This window comes from Streptomyces sp. ID05-26A (genome assembly GCF_033794685.1).
Taxonomy (GTDB): Bacteria; Actinomycetota; Actinomycetes; order Mycobacteriales; family Pseudonocardiaceae; genus Lentzea.
Genome location: NZ_JARAYZ010000001.1, coordinates 1,249,001 through 1,271,313, shown reverse-complemented (window position 1 = coordinate 1,271,313; position 22,313 = coordinate 1,249,001). Strand labels below are relative to the sequence as shown.

The 22,313-nt window shown below is 69.3% G+C and carries 25 protein-coding genes; 15 read left to right on the top strand and 10 right to left on the bottom strand.

Features of this window, described 5'->3' with window-relative positions; genetic code table 11:
• Positions 1-86: 86 nt before the first annotated feature.
• The 3 genes from manB to PV646_RS06095 are packed head-to-tail and all read left to right on the top strand — an operon-like array spanning position 87 to position 2,221.
• A complete protein-coding gene (gene manB, locus PV646_RS06105; RefSeq protein ID WP_500340488.1) occupies positions 87-1,154 on the top strand; it encodes a mannose-1-phosphate guanylyltransferase in 1,068 nt (355 codons plus the stop codon).
• Positions 1,147-2,028, top strand: a complete 882-nt coding sequence (locus PV646_RS06100) for a DNA-3-methyladenine glycosylase family protein (protein WP_500340486.1) — start codon at positions 1,147-1,149, stop codon at positions 2,026-2,028. Before manB ends, PV646_RS06100 begins: the two co-directional genes overlap by 8 nt.
• 4 nt (positions 2,029-2,032) lie before the next feature.
• The gene (locus PV646_RS06095) at positions 2,033-2,221 is read left to right on the top strand and encodes a hypothetical protein (RefSeq protein WP_500340485.1); all 189 of its coding nucleotides are present in this window, start codon (positions 2,033-2,035) and stop codon (positions 2,219-2,221) included.
• On the opposite strand, the gene PV646_RS06090 is transcribed toward PV646_RS06095, so the two are convergent.
• The 4 genes from PV646_RS06090 to PV646_RS06075 are packed head-to-tail and all read right to left on the bottom strand — an operon-like array spanning position 2,218 to position 5,799.
• Entirely contained in the window at positions 2,218-2,745 is a 528-nt protein-coding gene (locus PV646_RS06090; protein ID WP_500340484.1) for an NUDIX hydrolase, read from the bottom strand. The genes PV646_RS06095 and PV646_RS06090 overlap by 4 nt on opposite strands.
• Positions 2,742-4,064, bottom strand: a complete 1,323-nt coding sequence (locus PV646_RS06085; RefSeq protein ID WP_500340482.1) for a coenzyme F420-0:L-glutamate ligase — start codon at positions 4,062-4,064, stop codon at positions 2,742-2,744. Before PV646_RS06085 ends, PV646_RS06090 begins: the two co-directional genes overlap by 4 nt.
• Positions 4,057-5,010, bottom strand: coding sequence for a 2-phospho-L-lactate transferase (gene cofD / locus PV646_RS06080; RefSeq protein ID WP_500340481.1), 954 nt, complete (start codon positions 5,008-5,010; stop codon positions 4,057-4,059). The genes PV646_RS06085 and cofD overlap by 8 nt, the downstream gene beginning before the upstream one ends.
• Positions 5,011-5,043: 33 nt before the next feature.
• Positions 5,044-5,799, bottom strand: coding sequence for a site-2 protease family protein (locus PV646_RS06075; RefSeq protein WP_452253591.1), 756 nt, complete (start codon positions 5,797-5,799; stop codon positions 5,044-5,046).
• Positions 5,800-6,044: 245 nt separating this feature from the next.
• On the opposite strand from PV646_RS06075, the gene PV646_RS06070 reads away from it, so the two are divergent.
• Positions 6,045-6,350, top strand: coding sequence for a WhiB family transcriptional regulator (locus PV646_RS06070; protein WP_051784712.1), 306 nt, complete (start codon positions 6,045-6,047; stop codon positions 6,348-6,350).
• Between the two features lie 39 nt (positions 6,351-6,389).
• Positions 6,390-9,551 carry a glycosyltransferase family 2 protein gene (locus PV646_RS06065; RefSeq protein ID WP_500340480.1) on the top strand — a complete coding sequence of 1,054 codons (3,162 nt, stop codon included), beginning with the start codon at positions 6,390-6,392 and terminating at the stop codon, positions 9,549-9,551.
• Between the two features lie 8 nt (positions 9,552-9,559).
• Here PV646_RS06065 and PV646_RS06060 read toward each other — a convergent pair whose 3' ends face one another.
• The gene (locus PV646_RS06060) at positions 9,560-10,003 is read right to left on the bottom strand and encodes a metallopeptidase family protein (protein ID WP_500340479.1); all 444 of its coding nucleotides are present in this window, start codon (positions 10,001-10,003) and stop codon (positions 9,560-9,562) included.
• A 93-nt stretch (positions 10,004-10,096) separates the two neighbouring features.
• On the opposite strand from PV646_RS06060, the gene PV646_RS06055 reads away from it, so the two are divergent.
• The 8 genes from PV646_RS06055 to PV646_RS06020 all read left to right on the top strand — a co-directional run bounded on the left by PV646_RS06055 (position 10,097) and on the right by PV646_RS06020 (position 17,528).
• Positions 10,097-10,456 carry a DUF3499 domain-containing protein gene (locus PV646_RS06055; RefSeq protein WP_189154299.1) on the top strand — a complete coding sequence of 120 codons (360 nt, stop codon included), beginning with the start codon at positions 10,097-10,099 and terminating at the stop codon, positions 10,454-10,456.
• Positions 10,457-10,538: 82 nt separating this feature from the next.
• On the top strand, positions 10,539-11,891 hold the full coding sequence (locus PV646_RS06050; protein WP_500340478.1) for a phosphomannomutase/phosphoglucomutase: 1,353 nt from the start codon (positions 10,539-10,541) through the stop codon (positions 11,889-11,891).
• A 12-nt stretch (positions 11,892-11,903) separates the two neighbouring features.
• Positions 11,904-12,104, top strand: coding sequence for a Trm112 family protein (locus PV646_RS06045; RefSeq protein WP_500340477.1), 201 nt, complete (start codon positions 11,904-11,906; stop codon positions 12,102-12,104).
• Between the two features lie 5 nt (positions 12,105-12,109).
• Entirely contained in the window at positions 12,110-13,174 is a 1,065-nt protein-coding gene (locus PV646_RS06040) for a hypothetical protein (RefSeq protein ID WP_500340476.1), read from the top strand.
• A gap of 19 nt (positions 13,175-13,193) precedes the next feature.
• Positions 13,194-14,408: a mannose-6-phosphate isomerase, class I gene (gene manA / locus PV646_RS06035; RefSeq protein WP_500340475.1), complete on the top strand. Its 1,215-nt coding sequence runs from the start codon at positions 13,194-13,196 to the stop codon at positions 14,406-14,408.
• A gap of 61 nt (positions 14,409-14,469) precedes the next feature.
• A complete protein-coding gene (locus tag PV646_RS06030; protein WP_500340474.1) occupies positions 14,470-15,393 on the top strand; it encodes a cation diffusion facilitator family transporter in 924 nt (307 codons plus the stop codon).
• A gap of 157 nt (positions 15,394-15,550) precedes the next feature.
• A complete protein-coding gene (locus PV646_RS06025) occupies positions 15,551-17,062 on the top strand; it encodes an amino acid permease (protein WP_500340473.1) in 1,512 nt (503 codons plus the stop codon).
• Positions 17,063-17,072: 10 nt separating this feature from the next.
• Positions 17,073-17,528, top strand: a complete 456-nt coding sequence (locus PV646_RS06020; RefSeq protein ID WP_189154292.1) for a MarR family winged helix-turn-helix transcriptional regulator — start codon at positions 17,073-17,075, stop codon at positions 17,526-17,528.
• 160 nt (positions 17,529-17,688) lie between these two features.
• Here PV646_RS06020 and PV646_RS06015 read toward each other — a convergent pair whose 3' ends face one another.
• Complete coding sequence (locus PV646_RS06015; RefSeq protein ID WP_500340471.1) at positions 17,689-18,294, bottom strand: hypothetical protein; 606 nt, start codon at positions 18,292-18,294, stop codon at positions 17,689-17,691.
• Between the two features lie 18 nt (positions 18,295-18,312).
• Between PV646_RS06015 and PV646_RS06010 the strand changes: the two genes are divergently transcribed.
• On the top strand, positions 18,313-19,548 hold the full coding sequence (locus PV646_RS06010) for a glutamate mutase L (RefSeq protein WP_500340470.1): 1,236 nt from the start codon (positions 18,313-18,315) through the stop codon (positions 19,546-19,548).
• Here PV646_RS06010 and PV646_RS06005 read toward each other — a convergent pair.
• Together PV646_RS06005 and PV646_RS06000 are read right to left on the bottom strand one after the other, a co-directional pair.
• Positions 19,540-19,758 (bottom strand): helix-turn-helix domain-containing protein, encoded by a 219-nt coding sequence (locus tag PV646_RS06005; protein WP_089914565.1) that lies wholly within the window; start codon positions 19,756-19,758, stop codon positions 19,540-19,542. The genes PV646_RS06010 and PV646_RS06005 overlap by 9 nt on opposite strands.
• Positions 19,758-20,237 (bottom strand): DUF2975 domain-containing protein, encoded by a 480-nt coding sequence (locus PV646_RS06000; protein ID WP_500340469.1) that lies wholly within the window; start codon positions 20,235-20,237, stop codon positions 19,758-19,760. Before PV646_RS06000 ends, PV646_RS06005 begins: the two co-directional genes overlap by 1 nt.
• Positions 20,238-20,314: 77 nt before the next feature.
• On the opposite strand from PV646_RS06000, the gene PV646_RS05995 reads away from it, so the two are divergent.
• Positions 20,315-20,893, top strand: a complete 579-nt coding sequence (locus PV646_RS05995) for a TetR/AcrR family transcriptional regulator (protein ID WP_500340468.1) — start codon at positions 20,315-20,317, stop codon at positions 20,891-20,893.
• Here the strand turns inward: PV646_RS05995 and PV646_RS05990 are convergent.
• Both PV646_RS05990 and PV646_RS05985 read right to left on the bottom strand, forming a co-directional pair.
• A complete protein-coding gene (locus PV646_RS05990; protein ID WP_500340467.1) occupies positions 20,886-21,416 on the bottom strand; it encodes a GNAT family N-acetyltransferase in 531 nt (176 codons plus the stop codon). The two genes, PV646_RS05995 and PV646_RS05990, sit on opposite strands and share 8 nt — an antisense overlap.
• The gene (locus tag PV646_RS05985) at positions 21,413-22,303 is read right to left on the bottom strand and encodes an RNA-binding protein (RefSeq protein ID WP_500340466.1); all 891 of its coding nucleotides are present in this window, start codon (positions 22,301-22,303) and stop codon (positions 21,413-21,415) included. Before PV646_RS05985 ends, PV646_RS05990 begins: the two co-directional genes overlap by 4 nt.
• Positions 22,304-22,313 lie beyond the last annotated feature (10 nt).

Genomic DNA, 22,313 nt, shown 5'->3' with positions numbered 1-22,313 from the left:
TTGCCGGGACCAGATCCCATATGACGATCTGCTTCGTGTCAGAGTATTCCGTCGAACGGCTCGCTGTAACGCGGAGGAGGAAAAAGGTGCACGGCGTCGAAGCTGTGGTGCTGGTCGGGGGCAAGGGCACCCGTCTTCGCCCGCTGACCCTGTCCGCTCCCAAACCCATGCTCCCCACCGCGGGGGTGCCATTTTTGACGCACCTGCTGTCGCGGATCAAGGAGGCCGGCATCACTCACGTGGTGCTGGGTACGAGTTACAAGGCCGAGGTGTTCGAGGAGTACTTCGGGGACGGATCGCGGCTCGGGCTGGAGCTCGAGTACGTGGTCGAAGAGGTGCCGTTGGACACGGCCGGGGCGATTCGCAACGTGGCGGACAAGCTGCGTGAGCAGGACGTCATGGTCTTCAACGGCGACATCCTGTCGGGCGTCGACCTGACGGGGATCGTGGACACGCACCGCAAGCACGAGGCGGACGTGACGCTGCACCTGGTGAAGGTGGAGGACCCACGGGCGTTCGGGTGTGTGCCGACGGACGACGAGGGGCGCGTCCAGGCGTTCCTGGAGAAGACCGAGAACCCGCCGACGGACCAGATCAACGCCGGTTGTTACGTGTTCCGGCGTGAGGTGATCGACGCGATTCCCGCCGGGCGGCCGGTGTCGGTGGAGCGGGAGACGTTCCCCGGGCTGCTCGAGGCCGGGAAGAGGTTGCAGGGGCACGTGGACGCCACGTACTGGCTGGACCTCGGCAAGCCCGAGGCGTTCGTGCAGGGGTCCGCGGACCTCGTGCGTGGCGTTGCGCCGTCTGCTGCAGTTGCACAGCCGGGTGACTACTTGGTGCTGGAAGGCTCGTCCGTGCACGAGGGTGCCACGCTCCGAGGTGGCAGCACGGTTGGTGCGAACTGCACGGTTGCGGACGGTGCTGTGCTCGACGGCGCGATTCTGTTCGACGGTGCCGTTGTCGGAGAAGGTGCCGTGGTCGAGCGTTCGATCGTGGGTGCCGGTGCGCTCGTGCAGGCCGGTGTGGTCCTCAGGGACGCAGTAGTAGGTGACTCCGCGGTGATCGGTGCACGGTGTGAGTTGATCGGCGGAGCGCGGGTCTGGCCGGGTGTGGTGTTGCCCGAGGCCGGTGTGCGCTTCTCGACGGATGGCTAGCAGAGCCTGGACTCCACCGTTCCCACTCGATCTGGGCGCGGTGCTCGGCAGGCTGCGCCGCGGGCCCGGCGATCCGTCCTTCAGCGCGGAGGGCGGCGTCTGGTTCGCGGCGAACACGCCGTGCGGACCCGGCACGGTGCACATCACCAGAACGAGCGGTGAGGTGCTGGCGGAAGCCTGGGGTGAGGGCGGGCCGTGGCTGCTCGACGGCCTGCCCGCCCTGCTCGGCGCGGACGACACGGTGGACGAGTTCGTCGCCCACCACCCGATCATCGCCGAGGCGCGCCGGCAACGGCCGGGGTTGCGGCTCGGCGCCACGAACCGCGTCTGGGACCTGCTGTTCGCCTCGATCCTGGAGCAGAAGGTCACCGGCATGGAGGCCTTCCGGACGTGGCGCGAACTCGGCCGCAGGTTCGGTGAGAGCGCTCCCGGACCGAAGCCGCTGAAGGTTCCCCCGACGCCGCAACGGTTGCTGGGCCTGCAGGACTGGGAGTGGCACCAGTGCGGCCTCGACGGGGCCCGCAGAAGGACGCTGATCAACGTCGCGCAGGTCGCCCACCGGCTGGAGAAAGCCGCCGAGACGCGCAGCCGCGAGTTGCTGGAGAAGGTGCCCGGTGTCGGCGTCTGGACGTCGGCCGAGGTCGCGCAACGGGCCTGGGGCGATCCGGACGCGGTGAGCGTCGGCGACTACCACGTCGCCAAGAACGTCACCTGGGCGTTGACCGGGAAACCAGGTGACGACGACGGGATGATGGAGCTGTTGGAGCCCTACAAGCCCCAACGCCACCGCGCCGTCATGTACCTGGAGGCGGCGGGCATGCGACGGCCGCGGCGAGCGCCCAGGTTCTCACCGCGCGACTACCGGAGGTTCTAGGTCCTTGGCGAAGCGGCGGTACGTGGCGAGAGGCGTGCCCGGCGGCTACCGGATCTGGAACAGCAAGACGCGGCGCTGGTGGGGCGACCACTACGAACTGTGCCCCGACGACCTGATCGCCGAACTGAACGCCGGCGCCGACCCCGCGCGGATCACCGAGCTGATGAAGCGGTACCGGGCGCTCAAGCGTTAACGCAGGCGTGCGAGAGCGCTCTCGATCAGCGGGTGCAGGTCGTCCACGTTGTCCGGCAACGAATCCAGCGGCCACCACTGCAGGTCCACGGACTCCGCCGACCGCACCGGCTGCGCCCCCACCGGAGCACGCACCAGGAACCGCACGTCGAAGTGCCGCGTCGGCTTGCCCAGAGAACACGTGATCGGGTGCACGTCGAGGTGGATCGGCGTCGGCTCGATCCGCAGTCCGCGCATGCCGGACTCCTCGGTCGCCTCGCGCAGAGCCGCCGCGGCCAACGTCGAATCCTCGGGCTCGCAATGACCACCCAGCTGCAGCCAGCGGCCCACGCGCGGGTGCAGCGTCAGCAACGCGTGCTCCGCCGTGGCGTCCAGGACCAGCGCTGAGGCCGTCAGGTGCCCGGGCTCGCAAGATCGCTGGCAGGCGTCGGGACGGGCCGCCAGGAAGCCCAGGTAGGCCTCGCGCAGGGCGTCCTGGCCCGTGAACCGGCTCAGCGTCGAGACGGCGTCCGCGTGCAACGTCACAGTTCGATCAGCCCTTCCAGCGGCTCGCGCGGCGTCAGCGGTTCGGCCGGGTGCCCGACCGCGACGGCGCCCAGCGGTTCCCAGTCGTCCGGCACGCCCAGCACGGAACGCACGAGGTCGGCGCAGAAGATCGTCGACGACACCCAGCACGAGCCGAGCCCCTCGGCGGCCAGCGCCACCAGCAGGGCCTGCACGGCGGCGCCACCGGCGACCGTGAACATCGTCTTCTCGGCGTCCGCGCGGCGGTCGTCGGGGTAGGAGTGCGCGCCGTCGCGCACCAGGAACGGCACGACGATCTCCGGTGCCTCCACCAGCAGGTCGCCTCGACGCACCCGGCGAGCGATCTGCTCGTCGGAGAACCCGTCGGCGCGCAGGTCGGTCTCCCACTGCGAGCGCATGGCCTGCAAGAGAGCGGAACGCTTCTCGCGCACCAGCACGAACCGCAGCGGCTTCGTGTGGTGCGGCGCGGGCGCGGTCAACGCCGCGCCGACGGCCCTGCGGAGAACCGCGAGATCGACCGGCTCGTCCGAGTAGAACCGCACGGACCTGCGCATCAGCACGGCCTGAGCGCGGCCCAGGGCCAACGCCTCCTCCGTGCCGAGGCTGAAGAGGTCCTCCTCGACCGGCCGGTTCAGGTCACGCGCCGTGGAACCGTCGTCCACCACGTCGAACCCGCGCAGCACCGCCACCGGCACCGCGCCGAGCTTGCCCTTCACCAGGTCGGCGGCCGCGGCGATCTCGTCGGCGATCGCGACCATCGTCACCGCGAGCTCGTTGCCGTGTTCGTCCACCGCACCCGCGTAGTCGTGCAGCACGCGGATGCCGGACGCGCCGATCGCGGCGTCGGTCTGGCCCATCCGCCACGCGCGGCCCATCGTGTCGGTGATCACCACGGCGACCTCGACGCCGAGCGACGACTTCAGAGCCGCTCGCAGCGACGCCGCCGAACCGTCCGGGTCGACCGGGAGCAGCGCGATCTCGTCGCCCGCCACGTTCGAGGAGTCGACACCGGACGCGGCCTGCACGATGCCGAGCTTGTTCTCGGTGATCAACGTGCGCATCTTGCGCGCGAGCACCCGCACGGACTCCGCGTCGACGTGCTCGCGGCGGATGCGGTCCCGCTCGACGGGATCGGCCGGCACGCGGACGAGCCGTCCCTCTACTTTGGACAGGATCTTGGACGTGACGACCAGCACGTCGCCGTCGCGCAGCCAGGGGGCGGCAGCGGCGACAGCGGCCGCCAGGTCGTCGCCGGGGCGAAATTCCGGCAGGCCGACGACCGGCAGCAGTTCCAGCGCCGCCGCGGCGTGATCAGTCAACTTCGACTCCGGCCAGCTCCAGCGCGTCGCGGGCCATCTGCGCCGTGGTGTCCACATCGGACATCAGCAGCGGAACCGCGCGCACCGCGACACCCGGCACGTCCGCGCGGTCGCCGGTGTGCACCAGCCACGCGTCGAGGATGCCGTCCTCGGAACACTTGCGGGAGCCGTAGAGCCGGCCGACCGCCTCGGCCGAGGTTTCCACGCCGATCGCGTCCAGGCAGGCGTCGGCCATGCCCCGCAACGGTTTCCCGCCGATGATCGGGGAGAGACCCACGACACCGGCCTCGGTCTTTCGCAACGCGTCGCGCACACCGGGGACGTTGAGGATCGTGCCGACGCTCACCACGGGGTTGGACGGGGCCAGGACCACCGCGTCGGCCTCGCCGATCGCGTCCAGCACGCCGGGCCCGGCGGTGGCGGTCTCGGCGCCGACGAACGCGAACGACTGCGCGGGCACACCGGCCCGGTGCTTCACCCACCACTCCTGGAAGTGGATGGCCTTCGTCTCACCGTCGAGCTCCACGACGACGTGGGTCTCCACCCGGTCGTCGGTCATCGGCAGCAGCTTCACGCCCGGCTTCCACCGGTCGCACAGCGCCTCGGTCACGGCCGACAGCGGATAACCGGCGCGCAACATGCGGGTGCGAACGAGGTGCGTCGCGATGTCCCGGTCGCCCAGGCCGAACCACGTCGGTTCGGCCCCGTACGCCGCGAGCTCCTCCTTGACGGTCCACGACTCGTTCGCGCGACCCCAGCCGCGTTCGACGTCGATGCCACCGCCCAGCGTGTACATGCAGGTGTCGAGGTCGGGCGTGATGCGCAGCCCGTGCATCCACACGTCATCGCCGGTGTTCACCACCGCTGTGACGTCCGCTCCGAGAGCTTTGAGTCCCTGCAGGAACTTGGCGCCGCCGACCCCGCCGACGAGTGCTACGACCTTCACGCCCGCCCATGCTTCCACAGCGCCGGTTCGCGCTTACAGGTAGCGCCAGAACGAGAACGTCCGCGAGCCGTCGAACGCCGAGAACGGGTCGCCGCCGATGAGCTCGAACACCCAGGTCGACGCCTCGAAGAACAGCTGGCTGACAGCCGAGAAGCCGATCAGGACGGCGAACAGGACCAGCGGCGCCCACGGCCGGGCCTTCGCGCCGAACTTCTGCGCCTCGTACGGCAGGAACGGTTCGATGGCGCCCCAGCCGTCGAGGCCGGGGATCGGCAGGATGTTGAGCACGAACGCGAACACCTGCAACAAAGCAAGGTACGAAATCGCGGCGGCGAGCGCGGCCGGCGGCGAGAAGACCGCGACGACCAGGGCGAGCAGCACGCCGATCACGAGGTTCGAGATCGGGCCCGCGAGTGAGACCAACGACTCGATCTTCTTGGACCGCAGGGCGTGGTGGTTGATCCAGACAGCACCACCCGGAAGTGGGATTCCGCCCATGACCAGCAGCACGAGCGGCAGCACGATGCTGAGCACCGGGTCGGTGTAACGACGGATGTCGAGGGTCAGATAACCCTTGTCACGTACGGAAAAATCGCCGCCCTTGTACGCGACGGCGGCATGCCCGAACTCGTGCAGGCACAGCGTCACGGCCCACCCGGCGAGGACGAACAGGATGGTGCCCGACTTGATGGCGAGGTCACCTTCGAGCAGGGTGAGAGCAGCTCCGGCGACGGTTGCCGCGAGCAGGCCGAGGAACAGTGGACTGGGGCGCACTGCTGATCGCTTCACCCCTCCAGTGTGGCGTGTCGGCCGGTGTGGTGGGCCGTTCGGGGACGGGTTGCGACACCTGAATCACCGTCTGTGCAGTCAGTCAAGGTTTTTGCGGCCATCTGCGCGAATATCCCCCGACGTGTGGACTCCGCTTGACCGCCCGCTGTGACGCAGGTGTAATCACATCGGTGTCATTCGTCGTTGTGGGAACGGCGTCTGGCGTCCGCCAACCGGGGAGAGCGGAAGGCGAGGAGGCGGACGAAATGCAGGAATTCGAAGAGCTCGAAGAAGATCACGTCACGCAGCCGGTCGTACAGGGCGAGCTGTCGTACCTGTTCGACCCTGCCGACGAGCAGGACTGGCAGGAGCGTGCGCTCTGCGCCCAGACGGATCCCGAGGCGTTCTTCCCCGAAAAGGGAGGGTCGACGCGGGAGGCCAAGCGCATCTGCCTGGGCTGCGAGGTGCGCTCGGAGTGCCTGGAGTACGCACTCCAGCACGACGAACGCTTCGGCATCTGGGGCGGTCTCTCGGAGAGAGAACGCCGCAAGTTGAAGAAGCGAGCCGTCTAGTCAGACAGAAGCGTGATCTTTCTGCCTTAACTTGAGGGCGTGACAAGCCCTCACCCGAGGCTGCGAACAGCGCCCGTGCTGTGCGTCCTGGTCTGCCACGACGGCGACCAGTGGCTCAGCACGGCGCTGTCTGCCTTGCGGCGTCAGCGAATTCGTCCACGGCACGTGATCGCGGTCGACACCGGATCCACCGACGGGACGGCAAAAGTCCTGGCCGAGGCGGGAGACCTGCTGGACGGCGTGCTGACAGCGCCGCGCGGCACGGGCTTCGGCACCGCCGTGCGCATCGCGGTCGAACACGCCGTCGAACGGTGGGGTGACCCGGGCAAGTGGCTGTGGCTGCTGCACGACGACAGCGCGCCCGAACCGGACTGCCTCGCGTCTCTGCTGACGGCGGCTGAGGTGTCCCCGTCGGCCGCGGTGCTCGGTCCACTGTGCCTCGATTGGGTGGATTCTCGTCTGGTCGTCGAGGCAGGTCTGTCGACGGATTCTTCAGGACATCGACAGACAGGTCTGTCGTCCGCCGAACATTCCGCATCGTTTCAGCAGAGCACCGAGGTTCTCGCCGTCTCGTCCGCGGGTTCGTTGATCAAACGTGAGGTTTGGCACTCACTCGGCGGTTACGACGAAGCGATGCCGCTGCTGCGCGACGACGTCGACTTCGGCTGGCGCGCTAATCGCTCAGGTCATTTGGTCCTGTGCGTACCCGTCGCACGCATGCGACATGCACGCGCCGCAACTAAAGGCGCACGCCGTTTGGATGCGGCGATGGCACGACCGGGTCCGTCATTTCGTGGCGTCGACCGCGCGCACGGCATGCGCACTTTCTTGGTCAATTGTTCAACTTTGTCGTTTCTCGCGGGACTTCCGCGGCTGCTGTTCCTGTCGCTCCTGCGGGCTCTCGGCTTCCTGTTGCTACGGCGTTTCGCGGACGCACACGCCGAGGTCGGCGCGGCCCGCTACCTCCTGACGCGCGGTCGTCTGCTCGAAGGACGCCGCGCCCGTCGCGGTTCCGCCGTCGTGCGCGGGCTCTTCACCAGCAGACTCACCCGGCTGCGCAACGCGGTTCGGGCCGGCGCCGCCTTCCTGATCCGCCGCCGGGTCGAGGCCGACGCCGCACTGGGTCGTTTGCCCGCAACCGATTCCGGATCGACGTGGCTCGAACCGTCCGAAATGGACTATCGGCTCGTCGGTCCCGCCGCGCTGCCGGCCGGTGCCTCGCGCGGACGCCCGCGCGTCGCCGGCCTGCGCCGTCCGCCCGTCGTCGTGTCCGTCGACGCCGCACTACCTGGTGCCCTCCGCCCTTCCCCGCGCCCTCGCCCGTCGCCGGGTCCGCGGGCCTCGCCCGGCATGGTCTTCGTCGAGGTCGACCAGTCGCGGGTGCTGCGCTCGCTCCTGCTCGCCCCACCGGTCCTGTTGCTGCTGGGACTCTCGGTCGTCGCGGTGATCGCGAACTGGTCGAGGCTCGGGCTCGACCTCGCGGGCGGCCGGCTGCTCCCGGTCGGCTCGGCGGGAGAGGTCTGGTCGACCTACCTGTCCTCGTGGCACCCGGTCCTCGGCGGTACCGCGGCTCCGGCGCCCGCCGCCCTGGCCGTCCTGGGGCTGATCCCCGGCGGACCGTCGTTCGCCGTCGCCCTGCTGTTGCTCGGCGACATCCCCCTCGCCGCGTTGTCGGCCTACATCGCGTCACGCGGCTTGCGCGTACGGCGTTCCGTGCGCGCGGTGGCTGCGGCCTTCTACGGCCTGTTGCCGGTCGCCACGACCGCAGTCGCCGAAGGTCGTCTGGACGTCGTCGTCGTGCACATCGTCACGCCCGTGGTGTTCGCCGGCGTGTACGCGGTCTTGCGCGCGTCGTCCACGCACGCCTGGCTGCCTATGGCGTCCGGCACCGCCATAGGTGTCGCGGTCCTCGGAGCCTTCTCTCCGCTCACACACGTTGTGGTGATCATCGGTGCGTTGGGCGGCTTCATCGCCGTGACCGGTGGTGCGCGTCGGATCGCGGCTCTGTTCGTGATCGTGCTTCTGCCGATGGGCCTGCTTCTGCCGTGGCCCGCCGTCCTGCTGCAACACCCGGAGATGGTTCTCAACGGCCTGGGTGCCGCGTTCGAGTCGCCACCGCCGAACCTGATCGTGTGCTCGGTCTTCGTGGCCGCCGCGTTCGCCGCCGCCGTCCTGCGCCCGAACGCCTCGATGCTGCCTGGCCTGACGGTGATCGTGCTGGCCATCGGGGCCCTCGCGGCGGTCGCCGCGGTGGGGGCCTGGCCGGGGACGCCGCTGGTGGTCCTGGGCTGGGGACTGATCTGCGTGGTGCTCGCCGGGTGTCAGCGCGGGGTGCCGCCGGGCATCGCCGGTCAGGCACGGGTGCGGCGGGCCGTCTACGTCGTCGGCGTGGTGACGCTGGTCAGCGTGGGCATCGCCGGGCTCCTGGACCTGCGGTCCGGGCCGCTGAAGGCCGACGGCGGGGTGGCGTTGACCACGTCGCTGACCGCCGAGCTGGAGCGCACCGGGCGTTCGGTGCTGATCCTCGGGACGCCCGCGCGGCAGGTCGCCGGCCGGATGCCCGCGTTCGGCGACGACGACCTCGTGCCCACCGTCTCGTCGCCCGCCCGGTTGCGGCGGTGGAACACGACGCTCCTGGACGGGGCCGCTCCGGCCGTGAAACTGGCGCTCGGGCAGGCCGCCTCGTCCGGGGTCACGTTCCTGGTGCTGCCGACCGACGAGGCTTCGAAGAAGGTCCAGGCGGCTGCCGGGGAGCTGGTGTCCGAGGCACCACGCGCGTCGGACGGACGGCCCGTGCTGCGGCTGCGACTGACGGCGGACACCGGGGTGTTGCTGGCACCTGATCTGGCCCGGCGTGCCCGCACGGGTGGTGAGCCGCCGTCCGAGCTCTCGGCCGAGGGCGTGGCACCGGTGAACGTGTCGCTGCCCGACGTCGCCGTGAAGGTCTCGCCCGGCGGCGAGGGACGGGTGCTCGTGCTGGCCGCCGAGGACGAGCCCGGCTGGCAGGTCTCCGTGGACGGCGCCCAGGTGCCCGTCGTGCGTGCCTGGGGGCACCTGGTCGGGGTGCCGCTGCCGTCCGGAGGGGCGGAGGTCCGGGTGTCGATGTCCACGACCCTGCGGGACTTCCTGTTGCTCGGGCAGGCGGCCGCGGCGCTGTTCACGCTGCTGACGGCCATCCCCACCCGCAGGCGCGGGGTGTGAGAGGGGTCTCAGCCCTCGTCGACGACGTCCGGGTCGAGGCCCAGGTAGTTCGCGATCTGCTCGATCAGGACGTCGTGCACCAGGTCGGACAGGTCCGCGCCGTCCTTGGCGCGCGCCTCGAGCGGGCGGCGGTAGAGAACGATCCGGGCACGGTTGTCACTACCGGGGGGCAGCAGGCGGGCCAGGGGGACGTTCCCGTCCTCCACCACGCCGTCCTCGCCCTCGACCTGGACCTCCGGCACGTCGTCGACGGCCACGTCGAGCTGCGTGAGCTCGGTGCGCCACCGGGTCTCGATGGGCTCCAGCGCCTCGATGACCAGCGCGTCGAAGCGTTCGGCGCGGGAACGGGCCGCGGGAAGCGTGGCCGGGTAGAGCGGACCGCGCAGGCCTCGCCCGTGCCGGTCGCGGTTGCGTCGGCGCGGCGAATCCTGCCGCTGTGAACCCCGTGCCATCACCACAACCCAGCAGCCTAGTTGTTCCCCCGGACGACTAAACACAGCGTGCCTCACACACAGCCTCCCGTGGACGCGCTATCGTCCCCGATCGTGCGGAGCGTGAGACGGTGCTCGCGAACCGGGTGTGCTAACCCGGCTGTCGCCACGCTCACCTACGCCTATGCGGACTCCACCGCGGTCGTCGGGCCGCTTGCCACGTACTCCGAACCACACAGTTACGACCTGTGTGAGGAGCACGCGTTGCGGCTCACGGCGCCTCGTGGTTGGGAGGTCGTGAGGCATCAGGGTGAGTTCGCGGCGCCCGAGCCGACGGTGGACGACCTGACGGCCCTGGCCGAGGCCGTGAGGGAAGCTGGGCGGGCTGATGTGAGCCCGAAGCTGCCCGACGTGCCTGCGGGCTCTCACAGGCGTGGCCACCTGCGGGTATTGCCGGATCCGCACGAGGACTGAACGACCACACGCACCGCTGATCTGCTCGCCGGTAGGCTGCCCAGGCAGTGGCCGTCAAGAGCGAGTTTCGGGAGTGTGCGGCGTGCGTGACCTGTCCGGCATCGTCAAGGCGTACGACATCCGCGGGGTGGTCGGCGAACAGCTGGACGCCGGCCTGGTCCGCGACTTCGGCGCGGCTTTCGCGCGTTTGGTCGGTGGACCGACCATCGTCATCGGTCACGACATGCGCGACTCGTCGCCCGAGCTGTCGCGTGCGTTCGCCGCGGGAGCCCAGGCGCAGGGCGTGAACGTGATCAGCATCGGTCTGGCCAGCACGGACATGCTCTACTTCGCGTCCGGCAAGCTCGACCTGCCGGGTGCCATGTTCACCGCGAGCCACAACCCGGCGCAGTACAACGGCATCAAGCTGTGCCGCGCGGGTGCCTCGCCGGTCGGCCAGGACACCGGTCTCGGCCAGATCCGCGAGGACGCCGAGAACCAGGTCCCCGACGCCGAGGGCGTGGAGCCGGGCACGTTCGAGGAGCAGAACATGCTCGTCGACTACGCGGCCTACCTCAACGATCTGGTCGACCTGAAGAGCATCCGTCCGCTCAAGATCGTCGTGGACGCGGGCAACGGCATGGGCGGCTACACGGTGCCGCAGGTCTTCGAGGGCCTGCCCATCGAGGTGATCCCCATGTACTTCGAACTCGACGGCAGCTTCCCGAACCACGAGGCGAACCCGCTCGACCCCAAGAACATCGTCGACCTCCAGGCCCGCACCAAGGCCGAGGGCGCCGACGCCGGTGTCGCGTTCGACGGCGACGCGGACCGCTGCTTCGTCGTGGACGAGAACGGCGACCCGGTCAGCCCGTCGGCGATCACCGCGCTGGTGGCCGTGCGCGAGCTCGCCAAGGACCCCGGCGGCACGATCATCCACAACCTGATCACCTCGCACGCCGTGCCGGAGATCGTCAGCGAGCACGGCGGCAAGCCCGTGCGCACGCGCGTCGGCCACTCGTTCATCAAGGAGGAGATGGCCAAGACCGGCGCCATCTTCGGTGGTGAGCACTCCGCGCACTACTACTTCCGCGACTTCTGGCGTGCCGACACCGGCATGCTGGCCGCGCTGCACGTCCTGGCCGCGCTCGGTGAGCAGGACGGCCCGCTGTCCACGCTGACCTCGGTCTACAACCGCTACGCCGCCTCCGGTGAGATCAACTCGACGGTGCAGGACCAGGCCGGTCGGATCGCCGCGATCAAGGACGCGTACGGCGCCAAGGACGGCGTCACGATCGACGAGCTGGACGGTCTCACCGTGCAGCTGGCGGACGGGTCGTGGTTCAACCTCCGGGCCTCGAACACCGAGCCGCTGCTGCGCCTGAACGTCGAAGCCGCCACCCCCGAGGCCGTCGCCGCGCTCAGCGACGAGGTCCTCGCGATCGTGCGGGCCTGAGGAGAGAACACCGTGGCCGTCAAGCTCGAAGAGCAGTTGCTGGAGATCCTCGCCTGCCCGTGCCCCGAGCACGCGCCGCTGCAGGTCGGGACGCCGTCCGACCCGGAAGCGGACTTCCTCACGTGCACTGCGTGCGGTCGTTCGTTCCCGGTGCGCGACGGCATCCCGGTGCTGCTGCTGGACGAGGCGGTCGCGCCGCCTTCGGCTGGGTGACGTAGGTGCTCGACGACACGCTGCTCGACGACTCGAGCCGCCTCGCCGACGCCGACAGGGGCGGCTGGCTTCGTGCGGCCGCGCGGGCGGGAGCACAGGTCCGTTCCACCGCCGAGGCCGCGGCCGAGGCGGGGGTGGAGCGGATCTTCTCCGAACGCCCGCGCGCGGTCGTGCTGATCACCCGGCCCGGCCACTCGCTGGCAGTCGCCAACGTCGTCACGGCGTTGCTAGGGCCGACCTGTTCGGTGCCGGTGGTGCTGGCCGACGAGTTGCCGCCGTGGGTCGGCGCCCTCGACGTGGTGCTCGCGCACACCGAGGAACCCGGTGACCGGGTGCTCGCCGAGTCGATCGACAGGGCAGTCCGCAGGGGCGCCCGAACCTTGCTGACGGCGCCGGACTCCGGTCCGATCGCCGCGGCCGCCGCCGGACGCGCCGTGCTGCTGCCGCCCCGCGTCGACGTACCGCCGGGCTTCAGCTTCCCGCGCGCGCTCGCCGCGTGGCTCCTGGTGCTGCACTCGCTGGGACTGCTGAAGGCCGACGTCGACCTGATCGCGGACGAACTCGACCGCGAGGCCGAGCGCGACCACCCGATGCACGAGTCGTTCGTGAACCCGGCGAAGTCGCTCGCGCTGCGCGTCGCCGACCGCACGCCGCTGCTGTGGGGCCTCGACGAGGTCGCCACGTCGGTCGGCGTGCACGGCGCGAACGTGCTGGCGGCGTTCGCCGGTGTCGCCTGCGACGTCGCCGGGTATCCACAGGCGCTGACCCGCCCGGTGCTGCACCGCCGCGCGGTGCAGGGAACCTCCGGTGCGGATCTCTTCGCGGACCCGGACGACGAGCCGGGCAGCGGACTCGTGCGCGTGCTGTTGCTGGCCGTGCGCCAGGGCCCGATGGCCGACGCCGTGAGGCACGCCGCCGAGGACGCCCTGCCAGGAGCCGACGTGCTGGAGCCGGCCGTCGAGGTGGCGGGAGGCGACGCGGTCAGCGCCGCACTCCTCGCGCTCCGCTTCGAACTGGCCGCGCTGTACCTCGGGCTCGCCGCCGGAAATCTCGGCGGCAACCCGTACTGATTTGGGAGCTGACTCAGAAGTGGACCTGCTGCACAACGCGGTAAGGCCGTACGCGTGGGGTTCACGCACGGCCATCGCCGAGCTGCTCGGGAGGGAGGTGCCCGCACCCCATCCCGAGGCCGAACTGTGGATGGGCGCCCACCCCGGCGACCCGTCCAGAGTGGTCGGTCCGGACGGTGCCGAGCGTTCGCTGCTCGACCTGCTGACGGCCGACCCCCAGGGCCAGCTCGGCCCGCGGGTGGCCGAGCGGTGGGGCAGCAGGCTCCCGTTCCTGATCAAGGTGCTCGCCGCCGACGAGGCGCTGAGCCTGCAGGCGCACCCGTCGGCCGCGCAGGCGGCGGAGGGTTTCGCGGCGGAGGAGCGGCGGCTCGTGCCGCTCGACTCACCGGTCCGCAACTACAAGGACCCGGCGGCCAAGCCGGAGCTGATCTGCGCCCTGACCGAGTTCCACGCCCTCGCGGGTTTTCGGTCTCCCGAGCGCACGGTCTCGTTGCTGCGCACGCTGGACGCGCCCGCGTTGGCGCCGTACACCGAGATGCTGGTCGCGCAGCCGGACTCGTCGGGCCTGCGCGCGTTGTTCACGATGCTGATCACGCTGCCGCAGACGTCGCTGTCGTCGCTGCTCCCGCAGGTTCTCGACGCGTGCGTGCTGCACGTGAAGGAGCACGGCGAGTTCGACATGGAGTGCCGCACGATCCTGGAGCTGGGGGAGTCCTACCCCGGCGACGCGGGTGTGCTCGCGGCGTTGCTGCTCAACCGCATCGTGCTGCAGCCGGGCGAGGCCATCCACCTGCCCGCCGGCAACCTGCACGCGTACCTGCGGGGAACGGGCATCGAAATCCTGGCGAACTCGGACAACGTCCTGCGCTGCGGCCTCACGCCGAAGCACGTCGACGTGCCCGAGTTGCTGCGGGTGCTCGACTTCTCCTGCGGCGACATGGAAGTGCTGCTCGGCGAGGAGGCCCAGCCCGGCGTCCGCGTGTACCGCACGCCCGCGCCGGAATTCGAACTGTCCAGGTTGGACCTGGCCGGCGAGACGCGGATCAACCACGAAGGCCCGCAGATCATGATTTGCACCGAGGGCGCCGTGGTACTCACGAACGCCCGCGGCGACGAGCTCGGACTGGCCAGGGGACAGTCGGTCTGGCTGCCCGCCTCGGACCCGGCCGTGCTCGTGCGGCCGGATGGTGTTGAATCCGCTGAACTTTTCCGCGCGACCGCGGGAACGGACTAAGGTTCACCACCGGACAAACCGGATCATTTCGGCCAGGACTGGTTCTCAGCAAGGAGACAGCGTGTCAGCAGGGGGCGGAACCAAGGCCATCGTCGCGGCTTTGGTGGCGAACGCCGGTATCGCGGTGGCCAAGTTCGTCGGATTCTTGATCACCGGCTCGTCGTCGATGCTGGCCGAGTCGGTGCACTCGGTCGCGGACACGTCGAACCAGGGCCTGCTGCTGCTCGGCCAGAAGACGGCCCAGCGCAAGGCGACCAGGCTGCACCCGTTCGGCTTCGGCCGCGACCGCTACTTCTGGTCGTTCGTGGTCGCGCTGATGCTGTTCACGCTCGGCTCGGTGTTCGCCCTGTACGAGGGCATCCACAAGCTGCAGCACCCCGAGGAGCTGTCCAGCCCGCTGGTCGCCGTCGGCATCCTCGTCGTCGCGATCGGCCTGGAGTGCTACAGCTTCTACACCGCGATCGTCGAGTCGAAGAAGATCAAGGGCGACGCCACCTGGTGGCAGTTCATCCGCAACTCCCGCACGCCGGAGCTGCCGGTCGTGCTGCTGGAGGACGCGGGCGCGCTGATCGGTCTGGTGCTGGCGCTGATCGGTGTCGGCCTCGCGACGATCACCGGCAACCCGGTCTTCGACGCGCTCGGCACGGTCGCCATCGGTGTGCTGCTGGGCATCATCGCGATCATCCTGATCATCGAGATGAAGTCGCTGCTGATCGGTGAGGGTGCGTCCGACAAGGACCTCGACGTGATCATCGACGAGCTCGCCGCCGGCAAGGTGCAGCGCGTCATCCACATCAAGACCCAGTACATCGGCCCGGACGAGATGCTCGTGGCCGCGAAGATCGCGCTGGAGCCCCGGTTGCCGCTCGACGAGGTGGCTCAGGCCATCAACGACGCCGAGCAGCGCGTGCGGGCCAAGGTGCCGCACGCCCGGTTGATCTACCTGGAGCCGGACCTGGACCGCTCGACGGTCTCCAGCTCCTGATCCACTCCTTCGCAGCCGCCCCGGGTGACCACCCGGGGCGGCTGCGTCGTTCTCCGGACAAAACGCCGGACAACCTGCGGACAAGAGCTATGGGCATCTCACCTGGTGGTTACCTCTAGGGTGGGCCGAATCGGGTTCCATCAGGGAGGAATGCACCATGCCGGGAAACGGGTTGTGGCGCACGAAGTCGATCGAGCAGTCGATCTCGGACACGGACGAGCCGGGCACCAAGCTCCGCAAGGACCTGACGGCCTGGGACCTCACGGTCTTCGGCGTCGCGGTCGTCATCGGCGCCGGCATCTTCACGCTGACCGCGAGCACCGCGGGCAACATCGCGGGGCCGTCGGTCTCGCTGTCCTTCGTGCTGGCGGCGATCGCGTGTGCGCTGGCCGCGTTGTGTTACGCCGAGTTCGCCTCGACGGTGCCGGTCGCGGGCAGCGCCTACACCTTCTCCTACGCGACGTTCGGCGAGTTCGCCGCGTGGATCATCGGGTGGGACCTGGTGCTGGAGTTCGCGGTCGGCTCGGCCGCGGTCGCCAAGGGCTGGTCCGCCTACCTGCAGACCACGCTGGGGCTCATGGGTCTCGACGTGAAGACCGAGGTCGGTGACGGCATCAAGTTCGACTGGGGCGCCGTGCTCCTGGTCGCGGTGCTCACGGTCCTGCTGGTCGTCGGCACGAAGCTCTCGTCCCGGGTCAGCGCGGTCATCACGGCCATCAAGGTCGCGGTGGTGCTGCTGGTGATCGTGCTCGGCATCAGCTACATCAAGGCCGAGAACTACACGCCGTTCATCCCCCCGGCCGCCGAAGGTGGCCCGGCCGCGCACACCGGCATCGAGCAGTCGTTGTTCTCGCTGATCACCGGTTACTCGGGCAGCACGTACGGCGTGCTCGGCATGCTGGCCGCGGCGTCCATCGTGTTCTTCGCGTTCATCGGCTTCGACGTCGTGGCGACCACGGCGGAGGAGACCAAGAACCCGCAGAAGGCCGTGCCGCGCGGCATCCTCGGCTCGCTCGCCATCGTCACGGTGCTGTACGTGGCGGTGACCTTGGTGATCACCGGCATGGTGCCCTACAAGGAGTTGGCGACCCAGCCGGACGGAACGCGCGCGACGCTCGCGAGTGCGTTCGCGGAGAACGGGGTCGACTGGGCGGCAACGGTGATCTCGGTCGGCGCGCTCGCCGGTCTGACCACCGTCGTCATGGTGCTGATGCTCGGCCAGAGCCGCGTGCTCTTCGCGATGTCGCGCGACGGCCTGCTGCCGCGCAAGCTCGCGAAGACCGGCAGCCACGGCACGCCGGTCCGCATCACGATCATCATCGGTGTGCTCGTCGCGGTCGCCGCGGGCTTCTTCCCGGCGGGCAAGCTCGAGGAGATGGTGAACGTCGGCACGCTGTTCGCGTTCATCCTCGTGTCCGCGGGTGTGCTGGTGCTGCGCAAGACGAGGCCCGACCTGGAGCGCGGCTTCCGCGTTCCGCTCGTGCCGCTGGTGCCGATCCTCGCGATCCTCGCCTGCCTGTGGCTGATGCTGAACCTGACCGCGCTCACGTGGATCCGGTTCCTCATCTGGATGGCGCTCGGCGTCGTCGTCTACTTCGTCTACAGCCGCCGCAACTCGGTGCTGGGCAAGCAGGGTGAACGGGCCGGAAAGTCGGAGTCCAGCAACTAATCTGCGCAGCATGGAAAACGCGCGGTGGCTCTCCGAGGAGGAGTCGGGCGCCTGGAACCACTTCGTCCAGGCGTACCACCTCCTCGAGAGGCAGATCGAACAGCAGTTGCAGCGCGACGCGGGCCTCTCGCACGCGCAGTACAACGTGCTGATCGTGCTGTCCGAACGTCCGGACAACCGCATGCGCATGACCGAGCTGGCCCGCAGGGTCGTGGTGTCGAAGAGCTCGCTGACCTACCAGATCGGCAAGCTGGAGAAGGCGGGACTCGTGCGGCGTGAGCCGCACGAGTCCGACGAGCGCGGCATCCTCGCCGTTCTCACCGACGCGGGCAAGGACCTGTTGCGCACCACCGCGCCCGGTCACGTCACCACGGTCCGCGAGTACCTGATCGACCTCTTCACGCCGGAACAGCTCGCGCAGCTGGGCTCGTTCATGAAGGTCGTGCAGGAGAAGGCGGACGACTAGGTCCTGTGTCGAAGTCCGATCCGCGACAGCCGGGCCCGAGGCGGCCCCTGGCGGCACGGCTGAACGACCCACGTACAACACCGGTGCGCGGCCCGTTCAGCCGCACCACCAGGAACCACCTCAAGCGCGACTCTCATCGAACCGGACTTCGACACAGGACCTACAACGTCAGCAGGCCTCGTTCGTCCAGCCACTCCGCCACGTCGTCCGGACCCTGCCGCGTCACGTCCAGCTCCAGCACGGGCAGGATCGACTTCGCCGCGAGGTCCCGGAGTTGGCGCTGCTCCTCGACGAACGGTTCCAGCGAGACGTACTGCTTCGGGTTCGCGCTGATCTTCAGTCGTTCCTCCCGTGCCGCCTCGAACGTGTCCTCGGGCCTTGTGCACAGCACGATCGCGAAGTTGAGCGGCTTCAGCCGTTCCTCCAGCCAGCCGAAGTCGAACTCACGCCCCTGCCGTGCCTGATAGGCCAACGTGGACAGGTGGAACCGGTCCACGATCCACGAGTAATAGCGCTGCAGTTCGAACATCCGCACCCACGTCTCGTAGGTCTCCATCGCGTGCGCGGTCTCGTCCGGTGCGAAGTCGATCAGACCGCGGCCCCACGGTTCGTTGCTGAACCCGCTCCACTCACCCGAGATCAACGGCGAGTGGTAGCGGTACCTGCGGTGACCGACCAGACGAGGGTGCTCGTTCAACGCGAACGCCAGGTCCGTCTTGCCGGTCAGCCGCGTGCCTTCGAGGATCACCTTGGGCGTGAGCTTCATGGTGGGTTAGCTTGCCTCGTGATCCTCTGCCTCGACGTCGGTTCCACCTGGACCAAGGCCGCGCTCGTCACCGAGGAGGGCGAGCTGGTCAGGACCGGGCAGCACCCGACCACACCGCCCGAGGTGCTGCGGGGCATCGACGCGCTGCGCTCCGAGGTCGGTGACGGTGAGATCCTCGCCTGCTCGTCGGCCGGCGGGGGCCTCCGGCTCGCGGTCGTCGGTCAGGAACGGGTGGTGAGCGCCGAGGCGGGCTATCGGGTGGCGCTGAGCGCGGGCGCCAAGATCGTGCACGTCAGCGCGGGCCCGGTCGACGTGAAGGCGTTGCGGGCGTCGACTCCCGACCTGGTCCTGCTGGTCGGCGGCACGGACGGTGGTGACCAGAAGGTCCTGCTGCACAACGCCGCGAAGCTCGCCCGCGTGGCCGTGCCGATCGTGCTGGCGGGCAACGTCGAGGCGCAGCCGGAAGCGTTGGAACTGCTGGCGAAACGAACCGTGGTGGCCTGCCCGAACGTGCTGCCGGATGTCGGTCAGCTCGCGCCGGAACCGGCACGCAAGGCGATTCGCGAGGCGTTCCTGCAGCACGTGATCGGCGGCAAGGGGTTGTCGCGCGGGCCGCGGTTCCGGCAGCTCGTGCGGGCCGTGACGCCGGACGCGGTGCTGGCGGGTGTGTCCCGGCTGGCCCAGCAGGACCGCGAAGGTGCCGTGCTGGTGGTCGACGTCGGTGGCGCGACCACGGACGTGTACTCCGCCGTGTCGACTGTGGACAGTGAAGGTCTGGAGAGGACGGTCGCGCTGCCGCCGGACCGCCGCACCGTCGAGGGTGATCTCGGCATGCGCTGGTCCGCGCCCGGAGTCGTCAAGGAAGCGCTGACCGAACGCCTCACGGCCGAGGACCTGACCGCGGAGGCGCGGTACCGCGCCGAGAACGTCGACTGGCTCGCGGACGACCCGGCCGTCGACGTGAAGCTGGCGTCGTTCGCGGCGATCCTGGCCGTGCGAAGGCATCTGCGGCAGGTCGACGGCCAACTCGGACCGCACGGCGCGGGACTCTTGGTGTTGTCGGGCGGCGTTTTCCGGCACACGCCGGACATCACGCCGGTCGTCGAGGCCCTGCGTGCCGACCCGGTGCTGCGGCCGGTGCTCAGGACCGCCGAGATCACCGTCGACCGCGACTACGTGCTGGCACCGGTGGGTCTGCTCGCCGGGTCGGGGCGGCTCGAGGCCGCCGACCGACTGGCGAAACGCCTAGGCTGACTCCTCGTCCTCGACGAACTCGAGGAGATCACCCGGCTGGCATTCCAGCACGCGGCACATGGCCTCCAGGGTGCTGAACCGCACGGCTTTCGCGCGCCCGTTCTTCAGCACCGCGACGTTGGCGGGGGTCAGCCCGACCTTCTCCGCGAACTCGCCGACGCTCATCTTGCGCTTGGCCAGCTCGACGTCGATGCGCACGACGATGGCCATCAGATCACCGCTTCCATGTCGGAGCGGAGCTCGGTGGCGCGCTTGAGCAGCGCCCGCATCACCACGAGCACGAGGCCGACCACCGAGACCGCCGACGTGAACAGGAAGAACAACACGATCACGCCCGGGTCGTCGGCGTTGACGCCGATCCAGATGAACACGCCCACGAGCACGGCCCACGCCGCAGCGATCGCCCACACCATCACGTTGACCCACTTGATCGCGCCTTCGGTGAAGATCAGATCCTTGCGCACCAACGTGAGCAGTTTCCAGGTGGCCACGATCACCACCTGCACGCACACGATCCAGAAGATCGACACGATCGTCGAGGGCCACCTCAGATGGGCCTCGTCCGGGTTCTGCTGTGCCATGTGCGCGTACTGGCCGGGGATCGACAGCGTCTCCAGCACGACGAGGATCCCGAACAGCGCCACCAGGAACACCCGGAGCGCCGTCACCGCCCAACGTTCAGAAATCATGCATCGAGTATCGGTAGTGATCTATCGAAAGTCAATCGGTAGTGATCGTGTCGCAACAGGTCTCTACAGTGATCGCCGTGGGACTGCGCGAGCGCAAGAAGACCGAGACCCGAGCGGCGCTGTCGGCCGCCGCGCTGAGGCTCGCCCTGGAGAAGGGCGTGGACGAGGTGCGCGTCGACGAGATCGCCGAGGCGGCGAACGTCTCACCGCGCACCTACAACAACTACTTCGCCAGCCGCGAGCACGCGATCGTCGCCGGCATCACGGCCTCCAGGGCCTTGCGGGTCGCGGAGGCGTTGCGCGCCAGGCCTTCCGGCGAGCCGCTGGTCGACTCGATCATCGCCGCGTTCACCGAGCAGTACCGCGAACCCCCGACCGAGGCCCTGGCGCTGATCACCTCGACCCCGGCCCTGCGCGCGGCCTACCTCGACTCGGTCGCCGAGGTGGAACCGCCCATCGCCTCCACGATCGCGTCGAGGCTGGACAAGTCCGCGGAGGCGGCCGAGGTGCTGGCGGCCGCCGTGTCCGCAGCCGCCCGCCTCGCCGTCCAGCGCTGGGTCGACCTGCGCCCGTCCGGACTGGCGGTCGTCTCCACGACCTCCGTCGAGGACCACCTGCGCGAGGCGATCAGCCACCTCGCGCCGGCCCTCAGGTGAGCTCGTCCTTCAACACGCACATCAGCAACGCGTCGTACCACTCGCCGTCGCGGAAGAACGACTGCCGGAACCGCCCGTCGACCTGGAACCCGACCTTCTTGTACGACTTGATCGCGCGCTCGTTCGCCTCCACGACCCCGAGTTCGATCGAGTGCAGCCGCATCGTGTCGAACCCGTACCGGCAGACCGTGCGCAGGGCGTCGGTGCCGTACCCGCCGCCCCAGTGGTCCTTCTCGCCGATGTAGATGTCGACCTCGGCACGCGCGTTGACCGGATCCGCGTCCCGCAGCACGACGACGCCGATCAGCTTGCCGTCGTTCAGCGTCTCGATGCAGAAGGTGACCTTCTCGTACGAGTTCTCCTGCCGGTCGCTGAACCGCTTGCGGTCCGAGGCCAGCGACGAGTGGTAGTAGCTCTGCAGCCACCGCATCACTTCCTCGTCGTTGTGCCAGCGGTGGAACGCGTCGGCGTCCTCCGGTTCGACGGGCCGCAGCCGGACGAGGTCACCGGTCAGCACAGTCACACGCTCCAACGCACTCGGACGACACCATCGTCGTCGGGCAACACGGCTTCCAGCAGCGGTTCGCCGCAGACCATTGCCGCGCAGGCCTGCGACAACCTCGCGGCGACAACCGGGTATTCGTAGTTGGCGAACGGCACGTGGGTGATCGCGCCGTCGCGGTCCTCCCACACGACGGTCGCGCCGAACTCGTGATCGTGAACGGCCGGCAGTTCGGCGGGGACGTTCTCGTTCAACTCCGGCCACACGGCCAGCGCGGCCCGTGGTGTGAGCCTGCGGGGAACGGACTCGACGTCCCCGGCCCGCAGCCGATGCCATCGGGAGGCGTTGCTGACATAGCGCTCTTCGAGGATCACCGTGCCGCGGTCGGCCGCCAGCCTGGTCACCTCGGCCCAGAACGCTTCGTCCGCGGCATGCGCGACCCGGACCGGCTGACGCGCCGGATCCAGCGGAGAGCTGTCGACCGGTTCGACGCGCAAGCCGGACGCCCGGGCCCGCGAGACGGCGTCCGGGCACGGCCCGGCGGTCCCGACGTACATGGTCCATTCAGTGCTGACGTGCACGAAGAAGTCGTCGTCCTCCAGTCGGCACCAAGCCCCGTTGTCCCGCACCATCGCCACCACCAGCCCGCACGCGTCGGCGATCGAGACCCTCGCGCCGTCGTAGTACCCGGTCAGACCAGGAGGGAACAGTCCGGCGAGCCCGAACCCCTCGACGTCGGGCTCATCCGCGTACGTCCAGGGCATGCAGATCTCCGGGTCGCGGATCGTCAACGCGACGACGCCGCTCTCGTCGGCGAAAGCGGCCACGGCCGCGAGGTAGCCGGCCTCCGGCCGTGGCTCGCCCCTCGTCACGTCGTGCTTCGTGACTCGGTGGACGTACTTGAACACCCGCGCAGAC